Source organism: Enterococcus sp. DIV1375a (genome assembly GCF_051712205.1).
GTDB lineage: Bacteria > Bacillota > Bacilli > Lactobacillales > Enterococcaceae > Enterococcus > Enterococcus faecalis.
Map to the genome: position 1 here is coordinate 306,196 of NZ_JBIOOM010000001.1, position 11,886 is coordinate 318,081.

The 11,886-nt window shown below is 38.1% G+C and carries 12 protein-coding genes and 1 pseudogene; 8 read left to right on the forward strand and 5 right to left on the reverse strand.

Translation table 11 applies throughout. The features are described 5' to 3' along the window. Positions 1–32 precede the first annotated feature (32 nt). Together IGJ63_RS01560 and IGJ63_RS01565 are read right to left on the reverse strand one after the other, a co-directional pair. Positions 33–737: a DUF4811 domain-containing protein gene (locus IGJ63_RS01560; RefSeq protein WP_033601160.1), complete on the reverse strand. Its 705-nt coding sequence runs from the start codon at positions 735–737 to the stop codon at positions 33–35. Continuing rightward, positions 737–2,254 (reverse strand): MDR family MFS transporter, encoded by a 1,518-nt coding sequence (locus tag IGJ63_RS01565; RefSeq protein WP_002419220.1) that lies wholly within the window; start codon positions 2,252–2,254, stop codon positions 737–739. The genes IGJ63_RS01560 and IGJ63_RS01565 overlap by 1 nt, the downstream gene beginning before the upstream one ends. Positions 2,255–2,354: 100 nt before the next feature. Here IGJ63_RS01565 and IGJ63_RS01570 point away from each other — a divergent pair, with 100 nt between their 5' ends. The 6 genes from IGJ63_RS01570 to IGJ63_RS01595 all read left to right on the forward strand — a co-directional run bounded on the left by IGJ63_RS01570 (position 2,355) and on the right by IGJ63_RS01595 (position 7,187). After that, on the forward strand, positions 2,355–2,822 hold the full coding sequence (locus IGJ63_RS01570) for a MerR family transcriptional regulator (RefSeq protein WP_002383688.1): 468 nt from the start codon (positions 2,355–2,357) through the stop codon (positions 2,820–2,822). 130 nt (positions 2,823–2,952) lie between these two features. Continuing rightward, positions 2,953–3,705 (forward strand): IclR family transcriptional regulator, encoded by a 753-nt coding sequence (locus tag IGJ63_RS01575; RefSeq protein WP_002355294.1) that lies wholly within the window; start codon positions 2,953–2,955, stop codon positions 3,703–3,705. Positions 3,706–3,865: 160 nt separating this feature from the next. Further along, positions 3,866–4,513, forward strand: a complete 648-nt coding sequence (locus IGJ63_RS01580; RefSeq protein ID WP_002397542.1) for a bifunctional 4-hydroxy-2-oxoglutarate aldolase/2-dehydro-3-deoxy-phosphogluconate aldolase — start codon at positions 3,866–3,868, stop codon at positions 4,511–4,513. A 4-nt stretch (positions 4,514–4,517) separates the two neighbouring features. Continuing rightward, positions 4,518–5,525: a sugar kinase gene (locus tag IGJ63_RS01585; protein ID WP_101731667.1), complete on the forward strand. Its 1,008-nt coding sequence runs from the start codon at positions 4,518–4,520 to the stop codon at positions 5,523–5,525. A 12-nt stretch (positions 5,526–5,537) separates the two neighbouring features. Continuing rightward, positions 5,538–6,377, forward strand: a complete 840-nt coding sequence (kduI, locus tag IGJ63_RS01590; RefSeq protein WP_002355301.1) for a 5-dehydro-4-deoxy-D-glucuronate isomerase — start codon at positions 5,538–5,540, stop codon at positions 6,375–6,377. Between the two features lie 21 nt (positions 6,378–6,398). After that, the gene (locus IGJ63_RS01595; RefSeq protein ID WP_002355302.1) at positions 6,399–7,187 is read left to right on the forward strand and encodes a gluconate 5-dehydrogenase; all 789 of its coding nucleotides are present in this window, start codon (positions 6,399–6,401) and stop codon (positions 7,185–7,187) included. 59 nt (positions 7,188–7,246) lie between these two features. Here IGJ63_RS01595 and IGJ63_RS01600 read toward each other — a convergent pair. After that, positions 7,247–7,446 (reverse strand): annotated as a pseudogene (locus tag IGJ63_RS01600) (hypothetical protein). A 105-nt stretch (positions 7,447–7,551) separates the two neighbouring features. After that, the gene (locus IGJ63_RS01605; RefSeq protein WP_010816291.1) at positions 7,552–9,033 is read right to left on the reverse strand and encodes a peptide MFS transporter; all 1,482 of its coding nucleotides are present in this window, start codon (positions 9,031–9,033) and stop codon (positions 7,552–7,554) included. A gap of 821 nt (positions 9,034–9,854) precedes the next feature. Here IGJ63_RS01605 and IGJ63_RS01610 point away from each other — a divergent pair. After that, the gene (locus IGJ63_RS01610) at positions 9,855–10,454 is read left to right on the forward strand and encodes a LysM peptidoglycan-binding domain-containing protein (protein ID WP_002355317.1); all 600 of its coding nucleotides are present in this window, start codon (positions 9,855–9,857) and stop codon (positions 10,452–10,454) included. A 69-nt stretch (positions 10,455–10,523) separates the two neighbouring features. Here IGJ63_RS01610 and IGJ63_RS01615 read toward each other — a convergent pair whose 3' ends face one another. After that, positions 10,524–10,904 carry a PaaI family thioesterase gene (locus IGJ63_RS01615; RefSeq protein WP_156190052.1) on the reverse strand — a complete coding sequence of 127 codons (381 nt, stop codon included), beginning with the start codon at positions 10,902–10,904 and terminating at the stop codon, positions 10,524–10,526. Between the two features lie 110 nt (positions 10,905–11,014). On the opposite strand from IGJ63_RS01615, the gene menB reads away from it, so the two are divergent. Then, a complete protein-coding gene (gene menB / locus IGJ63_RS01620; protein WP_002383695.1) occupies positions 11,015–11,884 on the forward strand; it encodes a 1,4-dihydroxy-2-naphthoyl-CoA synthase in 870 nt (289 codons plus the stop codon). The last annotated feature ends 2 nt before the right edge of the window (positions 11,885–11,886 follow it).

Genomic DNA, 11,886 nt, shown 5'->3' on the forward strand with positions numbered 1-11,886 from the left:
TCTTGTTTGATGATCCTATCAAGCTCGCTTTTTTATTTCATGTCACTAAGAATTTTCTGAATCAATTCTTGTTGAAACTCTTTGGTATATTGTTCGGTGAGTTTCGCTTGTTCTTCTTGGGACATTGATGGATTCGCCATCATAGCGGCCATCATTTTTTTGCCAACTGTTTCAGTCCCTTCTTTTTTGATATCAGCGGCATGTTGTTCCATATATTCGCCTAATTTTTTGGCTTGATCAGCACTTAAAACTAGCCAGTCACTAGCAACATTGAAGGTGTTTTCTTGTTTTGCAAATTGGTTATCGTTGTCAGCAAGGCCAAATAGTGTTTTGGCCCAAGACTCTTGATAGGACCATTTCGTCGTTTTTTGGACTAATGTGGCTTTTTGAGCATCTTTTTGAACTGTGTTTGTGACGTTTTCCGTTCCTGTTTTTTGTAGTTTCTTTTTATCTGGTGTGTTATATAAATAAACTTTTTCGGAACCATCGCCCAACGGCTGGTACAATAACATGTTGGGGCCATCTTTGCTTGCGCTACTGCTTTTTAGTTCAAACGTTTTGTCCTGAGTAACTTCGGTCATACCAAAATGATCTTTATCGTTTAAAACGATAAGACTTAACGAAGCTAAGAAGCCTAAACCAAAAATAACCATACAGAATTTATGCCAGACTTTTCGGCCAAATACATTTGTGTAGGCAAAGCCTAACACGCAAAGGATTAAAAGAAAAATAATCATTATTTCATTGCACCTACTTCCTTAACCGGCATCGCTTCTTTTTTATTTAAGAAGAAAGTAATCGCCAAGCCGAGAACGCCAAAGATTGTTGCCACGAAGAAGGCTGCGTGATAGCCGTTTAATGTTGCGTTTGTTGCTTGATCGCGATAAGCGAGTGGGGCTGTTTTTAATAAGTCTGATGCAGGTAAGCCGCCTTTGGTAACATTTGTTAAAACACTAATCAAAACAGCTGTTCCAATTGAGCTGGCTACTTGTCGGAAGGTGTTGTTTACAGCAGTTCCGTGACTTAATAAATTCATTGGTAAAGCATTCATGCCAGAAGTTGTCACAGGCATCATGACCATCGAAATACCAAACATCCGAATCGCATATAGGACAATGATATAAATAATAGGTGTTGCTTTTGTTAAGAAAGCAAACGGTAACGTTGCAGCTGTTAAAATAAACATCCCGGTAATCGCAAGACGACGGGCACCAATTTTATCAAAAATGCGACCAGTTACTGGCATCATAAGTCCCATGACTAACGCTCCTGGTAAAAGCATTAACCCTGAATGGAAGGCAGATTCGCCACGAATATTTTGGATATACAAAGGTAAAACCATTTCGGCACCAATCATTGCCATGTTGGTTACGCCAGATAAAATGGCCGCAACAGTAAAGACTTTTGATTTAAAAACGCGTAGTTCTAAGAAAGGTTGTTCTAAATGCAATTGTCGATATGTAAAAAGACATAAAACAATCGCACCAACAATTAAGAATCCATAGACTTGCGGGCTACCCCAACCTTTATCACCAACGCTTGAGAAGCCGTAAAGTAAGCTACCAAAGCCGAGAGTAGAAAGAATGACCGATAAGACATCGATACTTGGATTAGATAATTGGATGACATTTTTCATTAAGAATGAAGCCAAAATTAGGACTAAAACGACAATTGGAATGACCATCCCAAAAAGGTCACGCCATGTATAAGAATCAATAATCCAACCAGATAATGTTGGACCTAAAGCGGGTGCTAATCCGATAACAATTCCCGTTGTGCCCATGGCAGCGCCACGTTTTTCAGGCGGGAAAATTGAAAGCATAATTGTTTGTAAAAGAGGCATAGATACGCCGACCCCTGCGGCTTGAACAAGACGTCCAGTCAATAACATGCCGAAGTCTTGCGCTACAAAACAGATGATGGTTCCGATTAAGAACGTTGACATCGCTGTTATGTATAATTTTTTTGAACTAAATTTGTTAATCAACCAAGCACTGATGGGAATCATAATGCCGTTCACAAGTAGGAATCCAGTGGTTAGCCACTGTACACTTGAAGCTGAGATATCAAATTCTTTCATTAATGTAGGTAAGGCCGTCGTTAAAAGTGTTTGGTTTAAAATCGTACAAAATGTTCCGATTAGTAAAACGCCGACTAGTAACGACCGGTTATAAGGTTTTCCGTGAATATCCACAGGTTGTTGTGAAGTCACATATATCGCTCCTTTTTCTGTAAGTTTCAAATTAAATTGCATTAACTACTTTACAACTAATTAGAATCTTTGTCAACTTACTTGACAAAGGTGTAAAAAAAACTACAATTAAGGAAAGGATAAGGGAAAGGAAGTTAAACTAATGTGGTCAAAAATGATTCAGCGTTTATTAAATGAAGAAAATTTGTTGATAGGAATTAGTGAACTAAGTGAAATTGCTGAAGTTTCGCCACGTCAACTTCGTTATTGGGAAGAAAAAGGGTATATTTCTTCCATTGCGAAAGACGCAAACGGTCCACGGAAATATCGGTTACATACAGTCGTCAAAGTGCATTGGATCAAGCGTTTTTTAGATGAAGGATATACGTTACAAAGTGCGGTGGAAAAAGCAGAAGAGCAGCATCGTAATGTGGGGATGACGAAAAAAATCTTTAGTCAAATGTTTCATGGTATCTCAGAAGTTTGTCCTAATTACGTAGCGATTGATTTAGGCGATTTCGATGAAGAACAAAAATTATATGTCGTATTTAATGAAACCACAGAAGTCAGTGAGTATCTTTTAATTCCTAAGGATGCAGATGTTTCTGATGAGTTAAAGAAAAGAAAATAAGAATGAAATAGGACTGGGAGAAAGACCTGAAGTGAAAGTAAAACGTTACTGAATGAATCTTCGAGTTCTTTTTTTCTTGCAATTTCTTTATTTTTCTATATAATTTCTTATATGGAAAAGGAGGGTTTCGATGAAAGAAACAAAACCTTACGGAACAGTCTTGTTAAAAGCGGCTAAAATCATGGACTGTCTAAGTTTACAACCCGATCAAACCTTACAGGAAATTGCAAAGAATACCGAAATGACGGCATCAACGGCAATCAAAATTTTAGAAACCTTAACATTAATTGGCTATGTTCAAAAAGACACGAACAAGACGTACCGCTTAGGAACAAAATTGATTCGCTATGCGAATCAAAGTGTGGAGCAAATCGATTTAGCTGAAATTGCGGTACCTTATTTAGAAAACCTTCAAAATACGGTCGATGAAACCATTCATTTAGGGATTTTAAATAATAATGAAATTCTGTATATCAATAAATTAGAACCGAAAAATCAAACGATTCGCATGTCCTCGAAAGTGGGAATTACTCGACCTTTGTATAATTCGGCCATGGGTAAAGCCGTTTTAGCAGAATTTTCGGAAGAACAAGTGCAACAATATTTAGATACGCAGACATTAATTCCCTATACCGAAAATACGATTACCAATCCCTTGCGTTTGAAAAAAGAATTAAAACAAGTGCAACAAACGGGGGTTGCTTACGATGATGAAGAAATTGAACAAGATATTTTCTGTAGCGGAGTATCTTTAATGAAAGATGGCGAAATTGCGGGTGCTTTTAGTGTAAGCATGCCGAAATATCGTTTGACAGAGGAAAATAAAACGACGATTAATCAAGCCCTTTTAGCAACAAAAGCAGCGATTGAAGCGAAATTATAGTAGAAAAAGAAAGACAAACAAAAGTCGATTGAGATTTTTGTTTGGCTTTCTTTTTTTATTTTTATAAAAACGTTTGCATTTTCTTTTTTTATCTGTATAATGAAGTTGTGAATTTCTTTATAATAAATATATATTTCTAAATAAGAAATGAGGGAGTCTGTTGAAGCGAGTATCAATTTTACAAAAATTAGAAAATGCTGGCGTGATTGCTGTGGTTCGCGGAAAGACAAAAGAGGAAGCGCTAAAAGCTAGTCAAGCTATTGTAGCAGGCGGTATGCGGGGGATTGAGTTAACCTTTACTGTTCCTCAAGCAACAGAAGTGATTCAGGAATTAGTTGCGTTATACAAAGAAAATCCTGACGTAGTCATTGGTGCGGGGACAGTTTTGGATGCTACGACTGCTCGTTTAGCTATTGTAGCAGGGGCTGAATATATTGTGAGTCCAAGCTTCGATGAAGAAACCGCTAAAATTTGCAATTTATATCAAGTTCCCTACTTGCCAGGCTGTATGACCATCACAGAAATGAAAGAAGCACTGAAAAGCGGAGCAGATATTATTAAACTATTTCCGGGAAGTGTTTATGGACCGAGTGTTATTTCGGCATTTAAAGCGCCATTGCCTCAGTTAAATATTATGCCAACGGGTGGTGTCAGTTTGGAAAATATGGCCGAGTGGTTTGCTGCAGGTGTGACGGCCGTCGGTGTTGGTGGCAATCTGTTAGCGCCAGCAGCAACTGGGGATTTTGAAAAAGTTCGTGAGGTTGCCCAAGCCTATATGGAAAAATTCCAAGCAATCAAAGGGGTGTAGGCACATGGGGAAAGTCGTAACATTGGGAGAAATCATGTTGCGTTTGTCCACGCCTGTCGGAATACGCGTAGCACAAACAGAAAATTTCGCTGTACATTACGGCGGTGGTGAAGCGAATGTAGCGATTTCGTTAGCGAACTATGGCCACCAAGTGACTTTTGCTAGTAAAGTACCCGATAATTCATTAGGAGAAGCCGCCAAAAAGCATTTGAGTCGTTATGGGGTTTCAACGGAATTTGTACGAACTGGCGGAACACGCCTAGGAACATATTACTTGGAAACTGGTACAGGAGAACGAGCAGCCAGTGTTGTCTATGATCGCGCCTATTCAAGCTTTGCTCAAATCGAAGAAATGGAATGGGACTTACATGAGCTGTTTTCAGGAGTAGAGCTCTTTCATATTTCAGGAATTACAGCGGCGTTATCAAAAAATTGGCAAAGTATGACGGTTGCGCTAGTTAAAGCAGCGAAGCAAGCAGGGTGCCAAGTAAGTTTTGACATTAATTATCGAGGGAAACTTTGGTCCCAGAAAGAAGCGAGCGTGGCATTGAAGGCCATTCTTCCATTTGTTGATATTTGTTCAGCTGGGGTATTAGATGCTCGTTATTTACTGGAGATTCCAGAACCAGAGGAAGAACTTGAAGATGCATTAACGTGGTACTACCGAAAAATGCAAGAACGTTATCCCAACATTCAAGTATTTTATTCAACCAAACGTCAAGTTCATTCAGCGACAGATAATGAATTAATCGGAACGCTATGGTACAAAGGTGCGTATTATACGTCCAAATGTCATCGATTACAACCGATTGTTGACCGTGTCGGTGCCGGTGATGCGTTTGCTGGTGGGGTTTTACATGGCATATTAGCTGCCTATGATCCACAAACCTGCATTGATTTTGCGACAGCGGCTAGTGCGTTAAAACATACTGTCCATGGTGATTGTAATCAATTTAGTCAAAAAGAAGTCCTTGCTTTTTTGGCAACGGGCTCAGGAAAAATAAATAGATAGGAGATTTTAGTTATGCAAAATATGGAAACACGTTATACACATAGTCCGGCGGATATCCGTCACTATTCAACAGAACAATTGAGAGATGAATTTTTAGTAGAGAAAGTTTTTATTCCAGGTGCAATCAGCTTAACCTACACACATAATGATCGGATGATTTTTGGTGGTGTGACACCGACCACAGAAGAATTAGAAATTATTTTGGACAAAGAATTAGGGGTTGACTATTTCTTAGAACGCCGTGAACTAGGGGTTATTAATATTGGGGGACCAGGCTTTATTGAAATTGATGGCGCCAAAGAAACAATGAAAAAACAAGATGGCTATTATATTGGGAAAGAAACAAAACATGTTCGTTTTTCTTCAGAAAACCCTGATAATCCAGCGAAATTTTACATTAGTTGTGTGCCAGCACATCATAAATATCCCAACGTAAAAATTAGTATTGATGAAATTACCCCAATGGAAACGGGTGATCCATTAACATTGAACCAACGTAAAATTTACCAATACATTCATCCGAACGTTTGTGAAAGTTGCCAGTTACAAATGGGCTACACCATTTTAGAACCAGGTAGCGCTTGGAATACAATGCCTTGTCATACACATGAACGTCGTATGGAAGCGTATGTTTATTTTGATATGGAAGAAGATACGCGGATTTTCCACATGATGGGTAAACCAGACGAAACGAAACATTTAGTAATGAGTAATGAACAAGCAGCCATTTCACCAAGCTGGTCAATTCATTCTGGGGTTGGTACAAGTAATTATTCCTTTATTTGGGCCATGTGCGGAGAAAATATTACGTACACAGACATGGATATGGTTGCAATGGATCAATTAAAATAAACCAAAGAAAGAGGAGAAAACATGGAATTTAAAATGAATGATTTTCAATTAGATGGAAAAGTAGCGTTAATTACAGGTGCTGTTTATGGGATTGGCTTTGAGATTGCGAAATCCCTAGCTGAAGCAGGAGCAACAATTGTTTTTAATAACTTATCTCCTGAATCAGTTGAACAAGGCTTGGAAAATTATCGGGCTGCAGGGATTGAAGCACGTGGTTATGTGTGTGATGTCACTGATGAAGAGCAAGTTCAAGCGATGGTTGCTCAGATTAAAGAAGAAGTCGGCTCTATTGATATTTTAGTCAATAATGCGGGAATTATTAAACGAATTCCAATGGTGGAGATGTCAGCAGAAGAGTTCCGTCAAGTGATTGATGTTGACTTGAATGCGCCATTTATTATGGCAAAAGCGGTTATTCCAGATATGATTGAAAAGGGTCATGGCAAAATTATCAATATCTGTTCAATGATGAGTGAACTAGGTCGTGAAACAGTTAGTGCGTACGCGGCAGCAAAAGGCGGACTAAAAATGTTAACGAAAAATATTGCTTCTGAATATGGACAATATAATATTCAATGTAATGGGATTGGACCTGGCTACATTGAAACGCCACAGACGGCGCCATTAAGAGAACCAGGGCATCCATTTAACGAATTCATCTTGGGACGAACACCTGCTAATCGTTGGGGCACACCAGCAGACTTAGCTGGCCCAGCAGTTTTCTTAGCATCTAACGCTTCTGACTTTGTTAACGGACATATCTTATATGTTGATGGTGGGATTTTAGCTTATATTGGAAAACAACCATAATAAATAAGTAAAGGAGCGAGATTAGCAATCTCGCTCCTTTACTTATGGCTAGCCTTCTACTAAAAACTCACATAAAAGAAAGAAGCAATCGCCACAGCAAATGAAATAATAGCAAACACTAAACTACTCCATAGTCCTAACAGAATAAATGGTGAGGTTCTTTTGCCGCTCTCTTTCTTTAAGTAGGAAAATGTCCGTCCAGTAACAATGAATTGCCAGATACTAATCAAAAAAAAATACCGCCAATTAAGTAACGCATGTCCTCGTCCTCCTTCTATTTAGTATACCACTTGATGAAAACGTTATTAAAACGCTGTATAAAAAAGTTGCCTTTCAAAAAAGAGAAAGGCAACTTTTTGACGGTTTAACGGACGTCACCCATTAAGTTTTGGATTGGTTTTTTCACAATGAATAAGAGAATCCCAGCAACGACAGCTACAAGTCCGACAATCCCAAAATATGCTGACTCTGTTCCGGGTGTATAGAAACGAGCAATTTGAGCGTTAATGGCTTGTGAAGCGGCATCTGCTAATAACCAAATAGCAACGGTTTGAGCTTCGAAAGCTTTCGGTGCTAATTTTGTAGTAATCGATAAGCCAACGGGAGATAAACACATTTCTCCGACAATCATAATGAAGAAACTAAAGAATAACCAAAGTGGACTCACCCGTCCTTCGGTACCATAAAGTATACCTGGCAACATTAATAAGACGAAGGAAAGACCAGCAAAGACTAGCCCTAGTGAAAACTTCACAACTGTTGATGGTTGACGTTTACCTAGTTTTGTCCATAATGTAACAAAAATAGGGGTCAAAATAACTACGAATACAGGATTTAATGATTGGAACCAGCTAGCGGCAATCGGGAAGCCAAACAAACTCGTTTGCGTCCGTTCATTTGCAAATAGAGCAAGAATAGACGAACCTTGTTCTTCCAATGACCAGAAAACAATTGCTGCTAAGAATAATGGCAAGTAAGCCAGAACTTTTGGTTTTTCTTCAGCAGTGACATCTTTAGACGTTAACATTTTGCTGAAATAATAAACAGGTAACAGGATTCCTAACACGCTGATGGTATTAATAAAGAAATCAATTGTTAAATGTCCTGTGACATAGGCGCCACCAAAAATAAGTAAAGCAACGATAATTGCCAGCATAAATGCTTTAGCAAATTTCTTTTGCTCTTCTTTAGACATTGGATTAGTTGGGGCCTGACCAATTCCAGCCAGAGATTTACGTCCTTGGAAATAATATTGTAGTAGCCCGAAGAACATCCCTACTGCAGCAACGGAAAAGCCTAAATGATAATTATATTCTTGTCCTAAAGTTCCGACAACAAGGGGAGCGATTAAGGCTCCGATATTAATCCCCATGTAAAAAATGGAGAAGCCTGCATCTCTACGTAAGTCAGTTTTTGAATAAAGATGGCCAACCATCCCTGAAACGTTTGGTTTTAACATCCCAGTCCCAAATACAATTAACATAATAGAAACGAATAAGGCGGGGACACCAAATGGGGTAGCGAGAACAATATGTCCAGCAATGATTAACAAACCACCAATAAAAACAGTTTTCCTTGAACCTAAGACACGGTCAGAGACCCAACCGCCAATGATACTGGACATGAAAACCATTGATCCATAAATGGACATGATGGCTAAGGCAGTTGCTTTGGGGAGACCTAAACCGCCATTGGCTACGGTATCGTAAATGTAATACATTAGAATAGCACGCATGCCGTAGTAACTGAAACGTTCCCACATTTCTGTGAAGAACAGTGTTGCTAGTCCTTTCGGTTGTCCCAGAAAGGATTTGTCTAATTTCTCAAGTTGTTCTTTGTCACTCATAGATAAAACTCCAATTCTTATAATATTCAGAATATTTGATAATAAAATGACTTAAATGTAGATTCATATATTTTATTACTCATAGATTGGAAAATAGAAAGAGAAAAAACTGATTACGTTTTTAAATAACAAGCGTTCGAGTGATTATTTGTTTTTTATTCGTGAATTACAATAAAAATGAATATTTATTCTGCTTTATTTTCAATACTTTGTTTTCGTAGTTGCTTTAGCTGTTCCTTTTTTGAATAAGATTAAAATGAATAAATAACAAGCAAAATATAAGATTTTTTTGTTTAACTCTTTTTTTTCAATAGGAAGTGCTTAGTGTTTTTTCAGAATCGAAAAAGCGAATACGACAAAAAATTTATCTTATCTATATAATAGAAGGAAAAATAAAAATAGTGAATGATAAAAAAATTCAAAGAAAACACCTGTTCTTTTTAGGCGTGAGTTTTAAAAAAAACATTCTCATGTCTAGTATCTTTAACATTTTGTTGCTTTTTGACTGAAACGAATGTAAAAAAACCGACATTTAATGGCTAATCAAGGGTTAGAAAACGGTTTCCCAAAAATAAAATCCTGTTTTTTTAACTTTTTTTCGCAAAATATAAACAGGGTAATATCAAGCTTCCAGTAGCTTTTTATTACAAAATGTAAAAAAACCGACATTCTAGTAATAAATTGTCACGAGATATTCACCTACGGCCGGCCATTCGATGATAAAGTATGTGAAGTCGTTTCGATAAAGCGAAGCAGACGTGGTTGTTGCCGAGAGCTAAGAGCAACAATCAAATATTTTTAATTACAAAGGAGAAACATACATGAAATCAATCAAAACGATTTTACTTGGAACAACTTTGGCCGCAGGTTTAGGATTATTCTTAGGAACAGACGCAAACGCAGAAAGCTTATATACAGTTAAAGCAGGAGATACTTTATCAACAATTTCTCATCAATTTGCAGGAGACAATAGCTTAATTCAAAAAATTGCTTCTGATAACAAATTGCCAAACCTTGATTTAATTTTTGAAGGAGAACAATTAGTTATTCGTTCAGAAAAAGAAGTTGCTAATACTCCAGCACCAGCTGTAGAAGTTGCACCAGTTCAACAAGTAGTTGAACAACCTGTTGCACAACCAGTACAACAAGAAGTACAACAACCTGTTGCTCAAGAAGTAGCGCAACCAGCAGCACCTGCCGCAAGCAGTGATGCAAAAGAGTGGATCGCACAACGTGAATCTAGTGGTTCTTACGATGCAACAAACGGTCAGTATATCGGTCGTTACCAATTATCTGCCTCTTATTTAAATGGTGACTATTCACCTGCCAACCAAGAACGCGTGGCAGATCAGTACGTAGCAGGTCGCTATGGTTCATGGGATGCAGCTAAATCATTCTGGTTAGCAAATGGTTGGTACTAAAATTAAATAAACGAAGTAATCTAATTACTTATTAAAAACCATAAACAAAAAAACAGTAACCTGTAAAGATTACTGTTTTTTTTGTCGATTTGTTAAGGTACAACGCCCCACGCTCGTCAATTGGTGGTCTGCGTTATAAATTTTTGCTTCCCAAACTTGAAGGGTCTTTCCTGAGTGATCGGGTGTCGCAATCACGGTAAGGCTACCATCATGGACACTACGAAGATGATTTACTTGTAAGTCTATGCCGACAGCAAAAGTGTTTTCAGGAACGTTTTCGTTCGCACCTAAACTACAGGCAGTTTCAATTAAGACGCCGTTTAAGCCCCCGTGGACAAGGCCATAGGGTTGTTTATGCACGTCTTTTACCGCTAAAGTAAGCTGACATTTCTCAGCAGAAACCTGTTGAATCGTGATGCCTAAATACTCTAAAAGATGAATAGTAATCAGTCCTTTCTAATAAAAGAGAGAATAAAAGGTTTTTTATTTATTATACAGGAATGAAGAAAATTTGAAATAGCCATGTTTTTTCTTAAAATTCAAGCGACTTTTTCTCTAAAGTGCCGATTCTTGTGTATAATAGAAAAGATGAGATTAATGAAGGAGGTTTCCTAATGAGAAACTGGACAACAATTAAAGAATATGATGAAATTTTATTTGAGCAAGAAGGCAAAGTAGCAAAAATTACTATCAACCGCCCGCATGTTCACAACGCATTCACACCAAAAACAGTCATGGAAATGATTGATGCATTCAACATTAGTCGTGATAAAGAAGATGTCGGGGTTATTATTTTAACAGGCGCAGGTGACCAAGCATTCTGTTCTGGTGGCGATCAAAAAGTTCGAGGTAATGGTGGTTACGTTGGCGAAGACAATATTCCACGTTTAAATGTATTAGATTTACAACGGTTAATCCGTGTCATTCCCAAACCAGTCATCGCAATGGTGAAAGGCTGGTCCATTGGTGGCGGCAATGTTTTACAATTAGTCTGTGATTTAACAATTGCGGCGGAAAATGCTAAGTTTGGGCAAACAGGACCAAATGTCGGTAGCTTTGATGGTGGATACGGCTCAGGTTACTTGGCGCGCGTTATCGGCCATAAAAAAGCGAAAGAAGTTTGGTTTATGTGTAAACAATATTCTGCCCAAGAAGCTTTAGATATGGGCTGGATTAATACCGTTGTTCCATTGGATCAAGTAGAAGATGTGACAATGGAGTGGGCAGAAGAAATGTTAACCAAAAGCCCGATTGCTTTACGGATGATTAAAGCCTCTTTAAATGCCGATACAGATGGCTTGGCTGGTGTGCAACAATTAGCTGGTGATGCGACACTTCTTTACTATACAATGGCTGAAGCACAAGAAGGCCGAGATGCATTTAAAGAAAAACGGACACCAGATTTCGATCAATTCCCTAAATTCCCATAAAC

Excerpts from the sequence above, each read along its gene's own strand:
- IGJ63_RS01560 (WP_033601160.1), bottom strand. The coding sequence starts at position 737 with ATGATTATTTTTCTTTTAATCCTTTGCGTGTTAGGCTTTGCCTACACA.
- IGJ63_RS01565 (WP_002419220.1), bottom strand. The coding sequence starts at position 2,254 with ATGCAATTTAATTTGAAACTTACAGAAAAAGGAGCGATATATGTGACT.
- IGJ63_RS01570 (WP_002383688.1), top strand. The coding sequence starts at position 2,355 with ATGTGGTCAAAAATGATTCAGCGTTTATTAAATGAAGAAAATTTGTTG.
- IGJ63_RS01575 (WP_002355294.1), top strand. The coding sequence starts at position 2,953 with ATGAAAGAAACAAAACCTTACGGAACAGTCTTGTTAAAAGCGGCTAAA.
- IGJ63_RS01585 (WP_101731667.1), top strand. The coding sequence starts at position 4,518 with ATGGGGAAAGTCGTAACATTGGGAGAAATCATGTTGCGTTTGTCCACG.
- kduI (WP_002355301.1), top strand. The coding sequence starts at position 5,538 with ATGCAAAATATGGAAACACGTTATACACATAGTCCGGCGGATATCCGT.
- IGJ63_RS01595 (WP_002355302.1), top strand. The coding sequence starts at position 6,399 with ATGGAATTTAAAATGAATGATTTTCAATTAGATGGAAAAGTAGCGTTA.
- IGJ63_RS01605 (WP_010816291.1), bottom strand. The coding sequence starts at position 9,033 with ATGAGTGACAAAGAACAACTTGAGAAATTAGACAAATCCTTTCTGGGA.
- IGJ63_RS01610 (WP_002355317.1), top strand. The coding sequence starts at position 9,855 with ATGAAATCAATCAAAACGATTTTACTTGGAACAACTTTGGCCGCAGGT.